The organism is Zavarzinella formosa DSM 19928, from assembly GCF_000255705.1.
Taxonomy (GTDB): domain Bacteria; phylum Planctomycetota; class Planctomycetia; order Gemmatales; family Gemmataceae; genus Zavarzinella; species Zavarzinella formosa.
In genome coordinates, this window is record NZ_JH636442.1 from 612,749 (window position 1) to 628,226 (window position 15,478).

Sequence of the window (15,478 nt, forward strand, 5' to 3'; positions counted from 1 at the left end):
TGCAAGTGATCCGTGTCTTGAGCATTGAACCTTCCAAATTTTGTCGGCTTATTCATCCCGGATGGCCGACAGTCTTGATCGCATGTTTTGTGAACGAGGATGCCGATGAGTTCACTTCGCACGTCCCTCGTGGCCGCTTTGCTGTCAGCCGGATCGCTGGCGGCAGCCGAACCAGACTTCACCAAAGACATCCAGCCGTTGTTGGATTCTGCTTGTGTGTCTTGTCACGGGCCGAAAAAGCAAAAGGGAAATCTAAGGCTTGATGCTGCCGCTCCGAACTTTGGCATCGGGGAATCCGGTTCGGCACTCAAGGCGGGCGATCCGGCCAAGAGTCATTTGATTCAGCGAGTCATCAGTTCCAACCCTGATGACCGGATGCCGCCGGATGGCCCGGCCCTCAAGCCGGAGAGTGTGCAATTACTCAAAACTTGGATCACCGCCGGAGCGAAGCGGCCGGAAGTGGCCGTCGCCGAAGATCGCACCAAGTGGTGGTCGTTCCAGCCAATCAAATATCCAGCTCCGCCGGTGCTTCCCGAAACGGAACGCCGTTGGTCGGCCCATCCGATTGACCGCTTTGTCCGGGTGAAGCAACTGGAACAGAAGCTGAAGCCTGCCGTCTTGGCCGACCGACGGACTTTGATCCGTCGTCTGAGTTTCGATTTGTTGGGGTTGCCTCCCGCTCCCGAAGAAGTGGAGAAATTCGCCAACGATCCGGCGGCCGACGCCTACGAGAAACTGGTGGATCGATATCTCGCGGCACCGCAGTATGGGGAACGCTGGGCGAGGCACTGGCTGGATGTGGTGCATTTCGGCGACAGTCATGGCTACGACAAAGACAAGCCCCGTCCGAACGCCTGGCCCTACCGCGATTACGTGATCCGCTCGCTGAACGCGGACAAACCTTACGCCCGGTTTGTTCAGGAACAAATCGCCGGGGACGTGTTGTTTCCTGGCACACAGGATGGCATTGAGGCACTGGGTTTCATCGCCGCCGGTCCGTGGGACTTTATCGGCCATGCGGAAGTGCCCGAGACGAAGATCGACGGCAAGGTGGCCCGCCATCTGGACCGTGACGACATGGTGGCCAACACGATGTCCACGTTCATGAGCATGACCGTGCATTGCGCCCAATGCCATAACCACAAGTTTGACCCTGTTTCGCAGGAAGATTATTACCGCCTTCAGGCGGTCTTCGCCGCCCTCGACCGGGCGGACATGCGGTACGATGTTGATCCGAACACTGCCCGCCAACGAGGCGTCTTGGCCGACCGTCGGAAGAAGGTTGAAGGAGAACTGGCCGTAATCCGGGAGGCCATCAAGAAAGCGGGCGGGGCCGAGTTGGCCAGACTTGATGATTTGCTGTCCAAGATCGCGAAGCCTGTCGCGGGCGCGGCCCCAGAATTCGGCTACCACAGCGCCTTGACTGAACGACAAGACACGGTGAAGTGGGTTCAAGTTGACCTCGGCAAATCCGTGCAACTGGCTTCCGTTTCCATCACGGGTTGTCACGACGATTTCGCGGACATCGGAGCGGGTTTCGGCTTCCCGGTGCGGTTCAAGATTGAACTGGCCGACGATCCCGAGTTCAAGACCAATGTGCAACTGCTTGCGGATCGCACGGCCACGGATGTGAAAAATCCTGGCGTGGAACCGCAGACTTTTCCTGCAATGAAGAAGCAGGGGCGATATGTGCGGATAACGGCCACGAAACTGGCCCTTCGGCAGAACGATTACATGCTCGCCCTTGCCGAATTGGAAGCACTCGACGCCAGCGGCGCGAATGTGGCGTTCGGCAAAACGGTCATCTCGCTTGACACGATCGAAGCCGGACCCCGATGGCGTCGGAGCAATCTCACGGATGGAATCACTTACGCCAAAAAAACGGGCATTCCTCAAAATGGCGATGAACTCCGCAAGCAACGTCAGGATTTGTTGAACAAAGTCGTCGAAGCCAAGACCCGCGAACGCGAGACGGCGTTGACCGTCGAAGTGGCCGAGATGGTCCGACAAATGGCGGCGTTGCCCGCGCAACGGACGGCGTATGTCGGGATGGTTTATACCGGCGGCGGGGCGTTCGTCGGCACGGGCGGGCAGGGGGGCAAGCCTCGTCCCATTAATGTTCTGAACCGCGGCGAAGTCACCAAGCCGGGCAAGCTGGTCGAAGCCAGCGCGTTGACTCAATTGCCCAATATTCCTGGTGAATTCAATCTTCCAGCCAACCACGCCGAGGGCGAACGCCGGGCCGGATTGGCCCGATGGCTTTCCTCCGAGAAGAACCCGCTGACATGGCGTTCGATTGTCAACCGGGTGTGGCTGTATCACATGGGCCGTGGTCTTGTCGATTCGCCGAACGACTTCGGCCGGATGGGCCAACTCCCCTCACATCCCGAACTGATTGACTGGCTGGCGGCCGAATTCCTCAAACACAACGGCTCGTTCAAGTGGTTGCACAAGACCATCGTGATGAGCGAGACTTATCGGCAATCATCGGCCGGGGATGCTGATGCCGTGCGTGCCGATTCCGGCAACATGTGGTATTCCCGGATGGTCCGCCGCAAACTGGAGGCCGAGGCCGTTCGGGACAGCATCCTGATGGTGAGCGGCAAACTCGATCTCACGATGGGCGGTCCGGCCTTTCAAGACTTCGTGATCGACAAGCCAGATCACTCACCGCACTACGAATACGACCGTTACGATCCCGAGGATGTCCGCACGCATCGCCGGGCGGTGTATCGGTTCTTGGTTCGTTCGCAGCTTCAACCGTTCATGACGACGCTGGATTGTGCGGACCCGTCCGTCTCGGTGGACAAACGCAATCAAACATACTCTCCGCTTCAGGCGTTGGCCGTGCTGAACAACAAACTCAGCATCGCGATGGCGAAACACTTCGCCGAGCGAGTGAGCAAAGAAGCAAAAGAGCCAAAGGAACAAGTTCGCCTGGCGGTCCGGCTGGCGTTGAGCCGGGAACCTTCGGCCGAGGAACTGGCCGCCCTCACGGAACACACGGCGAAACATGGTCTGCCAAATACGTGTCGCCTGTTGTTCAACCTGAACGAATTCCACTTTGTCGATTGAGGAGCGATCCATGAACCTGTTTCAAAATCGACGGGAATTTTTGTGGTCCTCCGCCGGGGGACTTGGAGGAATCGCCCTCGCCGCCATGATGGCCGAGAAGGGGATGGCCGCACCACAGGCGGGATTGCCGCATCATAAGCCGAAGGCCAAACGGGTGGTCCAACTCTTCATGGCGGGCGGGGCCAGCCATGTGGATTTGTTCGACTTCAAGCCGGACCTCGTGAAACACCACGGCAAAAACTCCGATTTCGGCGAGCATGTGGAGGCGTTTCAAAACGGCCTCGGCCCGTGGCTGAAACCCTTTTGGGACTTCAAGCCATACGGCAAATGCGGCAAGCAACTCAGCGAGACGGTGTCGCCCCTCGGCGCCGTTGCCGACGAGATGGCCTTCATCCACAACATGGTCGGCAAAACAGGCGTTCACAGTCAGGGAACGTTGTTGCAAACCACTGGCTTCAACCGGCCCGGTTTTCCGGGGATGGGTTGTTGGATCAGTTATGGGTTGGGTTCGCTCAATGACAACCTGCCCACCTTTGTGGTGTTGCCGGATCATCGCGGACTTGCATCCAACGGGACGAAGAACTGGGACAGTGCTTTTCTGCCGTCGCACCATCAGGGGACGGTGATTTATCCGGGCACCCCGACGCCGATCAGTGATTTGTTCCCAGACAAAACCGCCGGGTATGTCACTCGCGAAAGCGATGCCTCCACCATTTCACTGTTGAATAAGTTGAACACCCGCCACGCGGGTGATCGGCCGATGGACGACCGGTTGGAGGCCCGCATCCAGAGTTACGAACTGGCCGCCAAGATGCAGCTGGCCGCCCCGGAGGCCCTTAATATTTCCAAGGAACCGGCTCATGTGTTGAAGCTTTACGGCCTCGATCATGGCAAGAGTTCGTTTGACAAAGAGATCAACAACGTCGAGGAAACGGACTACTTCGGCCGGAAATGTCTCGTGGCCCGACGATTGCTTGAACGGGGTGTGCGCTTCGTGCAAATCTGGTCCGGCAACGACAACGGTTTTCCCCGGCGAAATTGGGACTCACACGAGGATGTGAAACGCGATCACGGCCCGCTGGCTTTCGGCATGGCCCACGGGGCGAGCGCTCTGATCCAAGACCTGAAACAACGGGGTTTGCTGGAGGACACCATCATCCTCTGGACGACAGAATTCGGCCGGATGCCCTCCTCGCAGGGAGGCAAAGGCCGCGACCACAACCCGTATTGCTTCACCAATTGGCTGGCCGGTGGCGGCATCAAAGGCGGAGTCACCCACGGTCTTAGCGATCAGTGGGGGTACAAGCCGCTGGATCGAAAACACCCGACGGAGGTATATGATGTCCACGCGACGATCATGCACTTGTTGGGAATCGACCATGAACGTTTCACTGTGCGAAACAATGGCATCGACCGCCGACTGACCGATGTTCACGGTCATGTCATCAAGGAAATCCTTGCATAATTTCGGAGTCACGAATGAGACTGCTTGCCGTGCTGGCTCTCTTCCCCCTCATGGCCCACGGCGAAGGCCCGGCCGCGCCGAACACTCTTTCCAAGGAACGCATCACCGAAGGCTGGATCTCGCTGTTTGATGGCGAGACCACTTTCGGATGGACCACCGAAGGGGCGGTGACGGTCGAAAAAGGGGTGTTGAAAATCGGGGGCGACCAAGTCTCTTCCGTCTTGTGGAATCATCCGACGATCCCCGGCGAACTTCGGTATTCCGAATTATTGGAAGGCGAGTGGAAGGCCAAGAAGATGACTTTTGAAAATGGCAAGAACCCGCTCAAAGTCGGCGTGGCTCCCGGCAAGAAAAGTGAGTTTCGAGACATTCATTTCAAACCGGCCGCCATGAAAGACCTGTTCAATGGCAAAGACCTGACGGGCTGGAAAGAGAACGCCGCCAAAAAGGCATCCGTGTTTTCAGTCACCAAGGAGGGCTGGCTGAACGTCAAGAACGGCCCCGGCGATCTCCAAACCACCGACCAATGGGCGGACTTTCTCTTGCAACTAGAGTGCATCAGCAACGGCAAACACCTGAACAGCGGCATCTTCTTCCGGGCGATTCCGGACCAATATCAGCAAGGTTACGAAGCCCAGATCCGCAATGAATGGATCGGCGAAGACCGCACCAAGCCTTTCGACTTCGGCACCGGGGCCATCTATCGTCGGGTGCCCGCCCGCAAAGTCGTTTCGACGGACGGCGAATGGTTCACTATGACCGTGCTGGCCAAGGGGAAACGTCTTTCGACTTGGGTGAACGGCTATCCGGTCGTTGACTGGCTTGATGATCGCAAGGAAGCCGACAATGGCCGTAACGGAGCCAAAACTTCCAAAGGGGCGATCAGCATTCAGGGCCATGACCCGACGACCGACCTGAGCTTCCGAAATATTCGGATTCTATCTTTGGATTGACGAGGGTGGAGATGAATTTATTCTCCACCGCCCTCACGATAACGAGAGATGAGTTCAAGGGTCATCAGCACCACCTCCATGACCAGCAGCACGATAATTCCCACTTCGAGCCGGTGGCCGTTGCGATACCAGCGGTAATCGGCGATTCGGTCGCTGCCCCCCTCATACAAATCCTCGCAGGTTTCCAACAGGGTGTTGAAATCCTCCAGACGGCCTTCCAGATCGGCCCGGCGAAGCAGTCTCGCCATTAACCTTCTCGATGTCACGGACAACCGACGAGGCGTGCGGCTTAGGTGGGGTTCGATTTTGACAAAGACCAGTCGCAAGGAATATAGGGATTCGATGCTCTCGCCGAATTTTTGCTCCAGTTCCCGGTTTTTAATGCGGTAAGCATGCTCCACATCGACGGCGGCACCCGCATGGCGGCTTTCCAAGGCGGCTTCCAGTTCGCGGAACCGTCCTTCATAAAACGCAAACTCCAACAAAGCAGCCAAGGCATCTCCTTGAGCATTGGGCTTCCCCACAATGATTGCCCGGCCCGGCCGCCAGTGAATGGTCTGGTTTTCCACCGTGGCAGTGATCGATGGAACCGCCTCCGGATGGTCCGGGGCGGCCAGCCATTTTTCCCATCGATCCGCTTCATTTTTGGCCACGAACAGAACGTCGATAAAATCGGTCGGTTCCGGCCAGACATTCTCTCTCGGCAGGTCGTCCAGCGGGCGTTGCTCCTCAACCGCCACCCAAGTCGTGGACAACCGGAAAGAGGCGGTCGGCGTTGCCGATGTCTGTGACTGTTCCCGAAAGGTGAACCGCTTTGCAATGGTTGCCACGAGATGATCTCCGGGAAACGGCATCAAGAGAGGGCCGACAGGGATGACGGGACGATTCCCGGGAACATATTTTACTTGGAGATGATCTGAAGGTCCGACGGCAACCGCGGATTCCCTTTGGGAAGTTCGACCGGTTTGGCGGGAGCGATGATGTTATTCGGCCCGGTGGTCCCCGCAGCTTGGATTTCAGCGATCTCCTCGGCGATCCAATCAGCCACCAATTCGGCCGAGTCCAGCACCCCGTTGAGGGTAGAGTCAAACAAGTAATCACCGATCACGAAAAGGCCCGGATGTTCCGTCGGTTCGGGTTGATGGCGAACATCGGGATCAAGCATCGGTCGGCCGCCCGGCAGGCCGTTGACCGAACCGATCCAACGATGAACGCGGGATTCCATCATGTCATCCCGGCCGTGTTGCAGAAAATCAGGCAGTGAATCGAGCATCTGCTTGGTGAGTGTCGCGTCATCCAGGTTGTTCAGATTCAAGGCCGCTTCGCCGCCGATCAGCCAGCCCAAGACGCCGTATTCATGCGTGACGCCGCGAGAGGTTTCATCATAAACGCAACAGCCGCCGAACGCATCCAGCATGAAATACCCGTCGGGCAGATAATTCCGCCAGAACGGTTTGCGGAACAGGATCGACACCCGCAGGTAATGGGCGGGATAGTCGTAATGGGCGTGATGCCGGTGCATCGCGTTCGAGAGAACCGGTCCGGCCCAATCAACCGATGGCAACCAGTTGTTGGGCAAAGCGGCCACGACGAAATCGAAGACTTCACTGGAAGTTTCCGTGCCGGATCGGGAGATCACGCGATATCGGTTGTCCTCGGTTTTTTCGACTTGGGCCACGCGATGGTTCAACCGGACACGGGCACTGATTCGCTTGGCGAGTTCTTGCGGAATCCGCTCGATGCCGCCGTCAACGGTGTATAGCCGCATGTAGCCCGGCTCGTTCATTAAGAAGTTTTGCAGGCCATAGGCGGCGTTTGTCTGATGAGGTTCCGTGGCCAAGTCGCTGTGAATCGTCACTTGAATCAACCGGCGGGCCGTCTCGTCCGGGACCGTTTGCAACAAGGTATGAAACTGGCGGCGGGCCATCGGGTCCGCGTTGTCTTCTTTCCAGTCGGAATCGTAATACTCTTGCGGGGAGATGGCGTTTCTTGCCTTGCGCCGGAAGCTTTTCAAAGCATCATGCGTGGCATCCCCAAACTCCCGCCGGACATCGGCCAGTGTTCGGACAATCCGGCCGTCAAGGATCACCGCCGAACCGATCATCGGCCGCGTTGGCAACCCCAGTTCAGCGACAAGTTCCCGCAGCGGGTCCGGGCCGATTTGGGAATAGTCGTAAAGCTCGGCCGCACCGGCCTCATAACGAACAGGGGCCGAGGCGAATTGTCGCGTGACAATCTTTCCCCCAAGGCGGGAGCTTGCCTCAAAGATCGTGCATTCGCATGAGGGTACTTGGTTTAACAAATGTGTCAGCATCAGCCCACCGGGACCGCCCCCGATGACGGCTACCCGTCGAGCAATCATGGACTCTGACCTTTCGGGTTTGGATGAGCATGCGAAACCGACTTCCATGCCGTCTTGATCGATAAACACGATTGGATGATCCATGTGTTGGCAGAAGGCTCATCAGGGAGAGAGAGTCCAATATTTAACCACCGGAACCGGTTTTGGTGTCGATGAGAAATTGATGAGACAGGGGAGTGATCGGCCGCATCACTTTATGAGAAAAGGGCATGTGCGAATTGACATAAGGGCAAACAATCGTTGCCAGTGCGCCGGACTTATCGTCCGGCGCACTGGCAACGATTGCGCATTGGATTTTAGAAAATGCGCCCTTTTTTGAGACTGGTCAGCGAGTATTTGGCTGTTTGTTTCTGCCGCTTTAATCCTTGTGTTCCACCCCGGTATCGGGGCATTTGTCTGAATCTGATTTGAACCAATCCAGATCGAAGTCGATCTTCTGACGGCGGGCCATCGCCAAATTCGCCGTCAGGGCCAGGATGGCGTCAGCCATGGCCACTTCGCCGTGGCAGCGGGGGAGGCGTTGAACGTATTTGTCGTCCGAATTCTTTTGATAGCCGACATCATTCTTCCACAGCCGAATGCAATGGGCAAAATCGGCCATTTCTTCCTTATAGCCCCGGCTCACCGGGCCACCGGCCCCGGCAATGCCCGGAGCGGCACCGGCGGCCGCCGCAGGAGGGGGGCCGCCCCATGTTCCGGCAGCCGCCATTGCGGGCTTGTTGCCGACCGTTTCGACCTTCGCCATCGTGGTTTTGGCCGGTGAACCCTTGCCCGGTTCCGGTTCCTTGTAGAGCATCAACTCGGATTCGGCGGTGACAACCATCGTGCCGCGCGTGCCCATCACGGTTTCGCCGTAGGGTTCAAAGCCGTTGGTGCTGATCGAGGAATAGGTCAACACGACCACGTCGTGAGTGTCCGTTCCCTTGTGCGGCCCCTGCGGGTGGTTTTTGCCAGGGAACTCGAACGTCACGAACACGGAGTCGTCAATTCCTCGAGGATTCCGTCGATCCTTCTCGTCATGCACGTCGCCGAAGAATGATCGCGTGCCGACGCCCTGCACGGAGAGCGGTTTGACTTTGCCAAGGAAGATGCTAGCCGCGTCGAGTTGATGGCTGCCCAACTCGGCCATCAAGCCGCCGCCGGTGCGGTTGAACAACCGCCAGCGAACCAGTTCCTCGACCGAGTTGTAGCCAAACTGGCTGAATTTGTCCTTGAGAGCGTCGTAATCCATCTGAAGGATCGGCTGGAACCATCCGTCGCGGAACATCGGGGCGGGCTGGCGAATGCCCGGAACGTTTTCGACGATCTTCTTACCGTCCGGCTTCCAGTCCCACGAGAAATTCCGGTGCCACAAGGCCCGGATGTGCTTGATGTCTCCGAGGACGCCCGCGTTAATCACATCTGTGGCGTGGGCGTAGAGCAGCGAATAATGGCGTTGGTGGCCAATGGAGAGGATTCGCCCGGTTTCCTTGGCGACTTTAATCATCTCTTTGCAATCAGCCACGGTCCGGGCCATCAGCTTTTCGCAGAGAACGTGTTTGCCCGCCCTCATACAGTCGATGGCCACCGGCTTGTGCAGGTGCAACGGCAGTGCGATGATGACGGCCTCCAGATCCTTTTCCTTCTGGAGCATCTCCTTCACATCGGTGTACATATGGGCGTTGCGAACCTTCTCGCCCGCCTCTTTGCCATAAATTTCCTTGTAACCGCGTCGTGGCGTGGTCGGTCCCTCGCCCTCGATGATGCGGTTCTGGTTGTATGGACGGATGTCGCACAAGGCGATGATCTCAACCGTCTTCGGATCGTGTTCGTTAAGGAGAATCCCGCCTTCGTCCCCGCAACCGATCAGGGCGACCTTCACCGGCTTGCCTTGGGATGCCTCGTAGCCGTAATAAGTGGCGGCGACGGCGGGAGCCAACACCGCCCCGGCGCCCACGCTCTTCATAAAACCACGGCGGGACAAATCCTCGGCCACGTCGTTGGCGTTTGCCTTGCCGAGCGCTTTTTGTTCGGCGGTAAGATCCAGAGCCATCGGAGAGTTCTCCCGTGTGTTCGTTACGCTATTTTGGATGTTAGCAGATTTTCAAATTCAAAGAACTTCACGCCGTTTTTCGCCGACCAAACACATAAACGATGATTGAATCTAGCCCCGCCCAAACCCCGCTGCGGGTGGTCATCAAGGCCAGCAGGGCCATCATTTCGATCATGTTCTTGTTGATGAACAGATAATTCCCCTCGTTGTTCGGGGCAGTAGGCAACCACGGGACGGATGGCTGGATCAGGTTGGTCATCAGCAGGAACCCGGCCGCCAGAAAGCATGAAGAGCGGGTAAACAGACCGGCCATCAGCATGGAGCCAATCACGGCGAGGAACCACCGCGTCGTCCAGTCCATGTATTCAATCGGCTTCCATTTGGGGATGAAGCCGTAGTAATACTCGGTGAGCGGCGGGACATAGCCCTTAGAGCGGTCGTCGCCGAGAGTTTTGCCGATTTCCGTCCGCAGGGCGTCAGTCTGGTTTTTGAGTTCAGCCTGCATCCGGCCAACCAACAGCTTTTGTTCGGCGGCAATCTCTTCCGGCGTTTTTGCCTTGGCGAGTTTGGGATCGGGCTTGGATGCGTTTTCATACAACGCTTTCCACTCGGCCACTTCGTTCATGGGAAGGGCTTCCCCGGTGAACATGTCTTTTCCGGCCAGCCAACGGTCAAATCGCTCGATGGCCGCTTTCAACCGGAGATCAACATCCACCTTTTGTCCTTCCGACAAGCCGGGGGAAAAGTCCTTCACAAACGCGGCGTAATCGTTCCAAAGTTTCGCCAGCGGATTCTTCCCATCGCTCATCGGGGTAAGCATTTCATTCAGGGTGTCGATTTCGTTCTTGGACTCCACTTTCGTCACATATCCGGCGATTCGCGGATCAAGCAGTTTGGCGAGATCATCCTTCAATTTTTTGGTTTGGTCGTCGAGTTCCTTCTGCAACTCGGTCCGGATGGCGGTCACATCACCTTTCAGTGTCCGAAGCGAGGCACCGTCCACATCCTTGCCCATCTCGATGAACTTGGCGTATTGGGCCTTCACTTCGTCCGATTTTTTCAGGAGTTCTTTGGTCCGCCTGGCCACCGTGATTTCTTCTTCAAAGTCTCCGCCCGGATTGTTGCCGGGAGCTTTGCGCTTCACCTTTAACAAATAGCGTTTGGGCTGCTTGGTTTTGGGGTCGATCCCGTCATCCCCGTCAACCCATTTCACGAAATGGGCTTTGTGGTTTTCCAGCAGCTTGTCGGCTTCGGCGGTTTGGGCTTCGTTGAGGGCGAAATGTGATTTGAAACCCGCCTCATAGGCATCCCACTCGGAAGCCAAAGATGGAGGGAAAGCCCCTTCAACCGGTGTGAGCTTTTCGGCCAGTTCCTTGTCCGGATCGCCCAAGAGCATCGGCTTGAGTTTCTTCCCCAGCCAGCTTTCGGATTCGCGGAAGTACGTTTCGCTGGAGAAAGGTTTTTCATTGGCAACCGACTTGCCGAGGTACGCGCTTTTGACCTTGCTGACACCCTCGAAGAAGAAGTGCCAGCCGATGCAAACGCGGAGCAACACCAAGAAGAATGCCGTCCAAAACGTGATACGGATCATCGGAAACTCACGAGGCCGTCAGGCCGGGAGAGAAGGTTGAAACAGATTTTTGGGCAGGTTCCATGTTCTAACGGTCGTCTCGCCGTCGGCCAGCATCACCACGCCGATATCCGGTCGGGAACGACACCAACGCTCGGTCGCATCCGGGCCAAGCACAAAGAACGCCGTGGACAGGGCGTCAGTCTCGGCAGCCGTCCGGGCGATCACGGAAACCTGTTGAACGCCCGTTGTGGGCCAACCGGACCTAGGGTCCAGCACATGCCCGAGTTTTTGTCCATTGTACTCAAAGTGCTGAAACGTGGCCGATGAAGTTCCCATCGAGGCATCAGCCAGAAACAGCGTCCCCAAATGGACGCCTTCCAGCCACGGATGCTTCAACAAGATCGGCCAGCCTCGCCCGTCGGGATTCAGAGAGCCGATGGCCCGCACACTGCTGGAACCGCCGTGCATCAGGCCGCATCTGATCCCCCGCTCTCGCGTGAGTATGTCAACGGCCCGGTCAAGGGCGTATCCCTTGCCGATGGCCCCAAGGTTGATCTCCAACCCCTCGCGAAGATATCGCACGGTGCGATGATCGACATCAAACGCCAGAAACCGCGAACCGACTGCGGCCATTGCTTTGGAGCGTTCGGTCGGGGTGGGAACGCGGCCCTGCCGTTGGTAAAAGCCCCAAGCCTTGGTTAAGGCCCCGGTGGCAATGTCAAAGGCCCCGTGTGTTTCATGACTCAGATGGGCGGCTTGGTGGAGCAAGTCGAACAATCCTTGTTCCACGGCGACAGGGCCGGCAAAGGCGGTCGAGTTCAGATACGACACTTCCGAGGCAGGTTTGTAAACGCTGAGCTGTTCCTCCAAATCGTCGATCACATCCAAGGCCGCTTCGGCCGCGAACTGTGCCGAGGGATCGCCAAACGGCAATAACACCTCGAAATTCGTGGCCATCGCGCGCCGCGAGGCCCGCAAAACCGCATAATCCGGCGAAACGGACGGTGATTCGACAGTGAGGAAATCCCAAAGATTCATAAACGGCGAGCAATTATTTTGCCAGATCGGGAGCCATGTGCTTCTCGACGCTTACCGGAGCGATCAATTTCGGTTTGAACTCTCCCGGAGCCAAAATGCAGAGTTGGTTGTGAACACGTTGTCGCAGTTCGCAAGCCAAGGTTACGACTTCCAACAGTTCGGCATCGGTCAGTTTGCCGTCCGGATAAATCAGTTTAACAAGGCCGGAGCCGAGGCGTTCGATGGAAGTTTGGTCGCGGCGGGTAAGACCCTCTCGCAACGGGACATCGCGGACGCGGTCGGCGTGGTTGTCTTCTCGCAGGCGCACCAACACTTCGCCGAAATAATCGGTTACGAAACCAACCCCTTTGCCAACGGCGGCCGAAGTGATCTTCGGCATTTCCCAACCAGGGATGTAAGCGTGCATGCGGTCCTGAAACGCCGAATCGATCAGTTGCGTCGGCAAGGGTTCAAACAAGTGCTTGTAGCGGGGGTGCGGTTGATTCCCGTCCACGTCAATGTTCCCCGCAAACACCAACCCGGCATCGGCGGCAAATACCATCGAACCCCGGCTGAATTGGCCGCTTTCCATGTAGTCTTTGAGCGTGGAGATGGTGGCGTCTTCATCACCGAAAGTGGTATGGGCGATCTCGTCGAACACGACCACCTTTCGGGTGCCGAGAATGCCGACGGCCTTGGTGGACAAGTTCACGAACAGGTTCGCCGGGGTGGTTTTGCCGCCGGAAATTGTGAACACGCGGGGGGAAACGTTTCGCAACAGGAACGTCTTCCCTGTCTGTCGCGGGCCGAGTTCCATCACATTCGCATTGCGTTCCACCAAGGCCACCAACCGCGTGAGCAGGAGCAACCGGGTGCGGCGTTCCGGGAAGGCCGCCGGGCTGTAACCGGCGCTCTGAAGCAAGAGAGCCATCCATTCGTCGGTGGTGAATTGGCTCCGCTTTTCGCGGTAAAAATTCAGGTCCGGCGGGCCGATTTGGAATGGCGTGAAACTGGCGAGTTCATTCGGATTTTCGGCGTCAATCTCCGGGGTGTATTTGATCTTCACCGTGCCCCAGAGACCCCCGAGCAGCAAACCAGGGTGTTGTTCCATCAGTCCCGGCGAAACGCGAACTTTGCTGTCTTGCAACGTGGGAACTCGGGCGAATCGCTGGCCCCCCCTCAGATCAATCTTGGCGTCCACATTGTCGATGAGCGTCACCTCACCTTTGCTGAGCAGGCGTTCTTTCACCAATTCCCGGTGGTCCAAATCGGGTAGAAGTTCCTTGACCGTGGCCTGCATCTTGGCGAGGTTTTCCTTCCACGTTTCCGGCTTCACAAACTTGGCGATCAGATACTCGGAGACATACCGCGGCAACCCCTGAAAAGCCGCTTGTTGGGCAAGGGCCTTGATAACCACCTTGTCCCCGAGGATCGTGTGGGCTTTTTGATCGAGTTCATTAAGCGGGTGTTCGTCGAAGAGGGGCACGTCAGCCTCCGAATACGGCGTCGAGGTCGGGATTGTAACGATCATCGGCCGGGGGCTTCGGCTGGTCCGGGGGTTCTAATGGTACGTCGAATGCCCTGATGAGCCATTCGGCGGCCGTGCGAACAGATTTGCGTTTTACCTCCGCCAACCGGGCGAACTCGGCGTCTGTGCTGGCGAACCGCGAATGTTCGTACCGCTCGGAGAGCAGGCGAAATTGTCGGCGAATCAGATCGGCTGACAGAGGGATGTTTTCGCAGATTTCAAGCGTTTGCCGGGCCGACGCATCGGTCATTTCAGGCGATGTCGATGATTCCGCTTTCGGGACGTTGACAGGGATTGGTGGTTCCGCAGGCTTGGGCGTTGGAACATCCGAAAGACCAAGGGCCGTTTTCACTTCCGCGAGGCAGGCAATTTCCTTGGCATTTCGATCACCGGCCGCGTCTGCGACGGAACAAGCCATCAGATAAATGTCTGAAAATTGAGGCGACGGAACCAGCCGTTTCACATCCGCAAGGGCATCGGAAAGAGACAAAATCTCGGCTGATTCGGTGGCCGTCAACGCCGGAAGAGCCGCTTTCAATTCCGGCATGGGAGCAAAGCGGCGTTCAAGAAACAGCCCAAGTTGTTTCCGCTCCGACGCGGCCACCCGGCCGTCTGCCTTGGCAATGGCCAACCCCAACCCGGCGATGGCCCGCAAGATTTCAATCGGCGTCGGCGGGGCATGAGGCAACGGCGGTTTTGCCGCGGGTGGATCCTGTATCAATGACGGTGTTTGCGGAGACGGTGTCTGCGGAGGCGGCACGGGAATCGGAATTGGCTTTGGTTCCGGCAGGGGAGTCTCAAACGACTCTGCCAATTGCGATTCAGATAAATGTGGAAAACGGTGAGGCAGCCAAAGATGGGTCAGGAAATTGATACGCCGTGATATTTCTCGCCGGGATTGCAGTCGATTCAACAGCGCATCCGCCTGCCGGACGACACCCTCGGCTTCGGCAATCTTCAAGCCGAACAAACGGTCTTGCTCATGATGACGGGTAATTGCCTGACGCACCAAAGCGTCGTTCGGATCTTTTGCCCGGCGAGTGGCGTTGATCTGAAGAACATTCAGGGCCGTTTGCAGATCTCTGATCCGGGCCGGGCCGAGACCATCCACCGACGTGAGATTGATCCGGCGCAGTTCGGCAATTGTCAAAATTCCGGCGTCTCGCAGACGTTTCACCGTGGCGTCGCCAATTCCGGGATGTTCGGTCAGCACGTCCAGATTCATGGAAGCATGAATGCGGTCGGCCAAATGGTGTTCCATTTCGTCGCGGGCGGCCTGGCGAGAAGATTCCAATCGTTGAAGGGCTTCGCGAGCGGCTCGGGATTTATTCTCGGTTGCAAGAAGCGTCTTCGCCAGTTCACGTTTCCAGCGAAATTCCGGCGTCAGGGCGTAACGCACATAAAGTGCGGCAACGATCAGGGCCAGCGTCACAAGGACAATAATGATGACGGTGGGCACAATCAGTTCTCAAA

10 protein-coding genes are annotated in these 15,478 nt (G+C 57.3%); 3 read left to right on the forward strand and 7 right to left on the reverse strand.

Annotated features, from left to right (window positions below; translation table 11 throughout):
• Positions 1-105: 105 nt before the first annotated feature.
• Genes BGIM_RS0123800 through BGIM_RS58130 form a run of 3 tightly spaced genes read left to right on the forward strand, consistent with a single transcriptional unit; the run spans position 106 to position 5,493 of the window.
• Complete coding sequence (locus BGIM_RS0123800; RefSeq protein ID WP_020472229.1) at positions 106-3,075, forward strand: DUF1553 domain-containing protein; 2,970 nt, start codon at positions 106-108, stop codon at positions 3,073-3,075.
• Positions 3,076-3,085: 10 nt separating this feature from the next.
• Positions 3,086-4,540: a DUF1501 domain-containing protein gene (locus BGIM_RS0123805; RefSeq protein WP_020472230.1), complete on the forward strand. Its 1,455-nt coding sequence runs from the start codon at positions 3,086-3,088 to the stop codon at positions 4,538-4,540.
• Between the two features lie 14 nt (positions 4,541-4,554).
• Entirely contained in the window at positions 4,555-5,493 is a 939-nt protein-coding gene (locus BGIM_RS58130; protein WP_020472231.1) for a 3-keto-disaccharide hydrolase, read from the forward strand.
• A 17-nt stretch (positions 5,494-5,510) separates the two neighbouring features.
• Here the strand turns inward: BGIM_RS58130 and BGIM_RS0123815 are convergent, their stop codons facing one another.
• The 7 genes from BGIM_RS0123815 to BGIM_RS0123845 all read right to left on the reverse strand — a co-directional run bounded on the left by BGIM_RS0123815 (position 5,511) and on the right by BGIM_RS0123845 (position 15,464).
• Complete coding sequence (locus BGIM_RS0123815; protein WP_157369366.1) at positions 5,511-6,323, reverse strand: hypothetical protein; 813 nt, start codon at positions 6,321-6,323, stop codon at positions 5,511-5,513.
• Between the two features lie 71 nt (positions 6,324-6,394).
• A complete protein-coding gene (locus tag BGIM_RS0123820) occupies positions 6,395-7,855 on the reverse strand; it encodes a flavin monoamine oxidase family protein (RefSeq protein WP_020472233.1) in 1,461 nt (486 codons plus the stop codon).
• Positions 7,856-8,213: 358 nt separating this feature from the next.
• Positions 8,214-9,887, reverse strand: a complete 1,674-nt coding sequence (locus tag BGIM_RS0123825; protein WP_020472234.1) for a Gfo/Idh/MocA family protein — start codon at positions 9,885-9,887, stop codon at positions 8,214-8,216.
• A gap of 67 nt (positions 9,888-9,954) precedes the next feature.
• The gene (locus tag BGIM_RS0123830; RefSeq protein ID WP_020472235.1) at positions 9,955-11,478 is read right to left on the reverse strand and encodes a DoxX family protein; all 1,524 of its coding nucleotides are present in this window, start codon (positions 11,476-11,478) and stop codon (positions 9,955-9,957) included.
• Between the two features lie 18 nt (positions 11,479-11,496).
• Positions 11,497-12,417, reverse strand: coding sequence for an FAD:protein FMN transferase (locus BGIM_RS52080; RefSeq protein WP_157369367.1), 921 nt, complete (start codon positions 12,415-12,417; stop codon positions 11,497-11,499).
• A gap of 94 nt (positions 12,418-12,511) precedes the next feature.
• Positions 12,512-14,008, reverse strand: coding sequence for a BREX system Lon protease-like protein BrxL (gene brxL / locus BGIM_RS52085; RefSeq protein WP_020472237.1), 1,497 nt, complete (start codon positions 14,006-14,008; stop codon positions 12,512-12,514).
• Complete coding sequence (locus BGIM_RS0123845) at positions 13,965-15,464, reverse strand: TerB family tellurite resistance protein (RefSeq protein WP_020472238.1); 1,500 nt, start codon at positions 15,462-15,464, stop codon at positions 13,965-13,967. The genes brxL and BGIM_RS0123845 overlap by 44 nt, the downstream gene beginning before the upstream one ends.
• Positions 15,465-15,478: the final 14 nt, after the last annotated feature.

What these genes read in the sequence shown, in the direction of transcription:
- BGIM_RS0123820 (WP_020472233.1), bottom strand. Translation starts at nt 7,855, where the DNA reads ATGATTGCTCGACGGGTAGCCGTCATCGGGGGCGGTCCCGGTGGGCTG.
- BGIM_RS0123825 (WP_020472234.1), bottom strand. Translation starts at nt 9,887, where the DNA reads ATGGCTCTGGATCTTACCGCCGAACAAAAAGCGCTCGGCAAGGCAAAC.
- BGIM_RS0123830 (WP_020472235.1), bottom strand. Translation starts at nt 11,478, where the DNA reads ATGATCCGTATCACGTTTTGGACGGCATTCTTCTTGGTGTTGCTCCGC.
- BGIM_RS58130 (WP_020472231.1), top strand. Translation starts at nt 4,555, where the DNA reads ATGAGACTGCTTGCCGTGCTGGCTCTCTTCCCCCTCATGGCCCACGGC.
- BGIM_RS0123805 (WP_020472230.1), top strand. Translation starts at nt 3,086, where the DNA reads ATGAACCTGTTTCAAAATCGACGGGAATTTTTGTGGTCCTCCGCCGGG.
- BGIM_RS52080 (WP_157369367.1), bottom strand. Translation starts at nt 12,417, where the DNA reads ATGGCCACGAATTTCGAGGTGTTATTGCCGTTTGGCGATCCCTCGGCA.
- brxL (WP_020472237.1), bottom strand. Translation starts at nt 14,008, where the DNA reads ATGATCGTTACAATCCCGACCTCGACGCCGTATTCGGAGGCTGACGTG.
- BGIM_RS0123800 (WP_020472229.1), top strand. Translation starts at nt 106, where the DNA reads ATGAGTTCACTTCGCACGTCCCTCGTGGCCGCTTTGCTGTCAGCCGGA.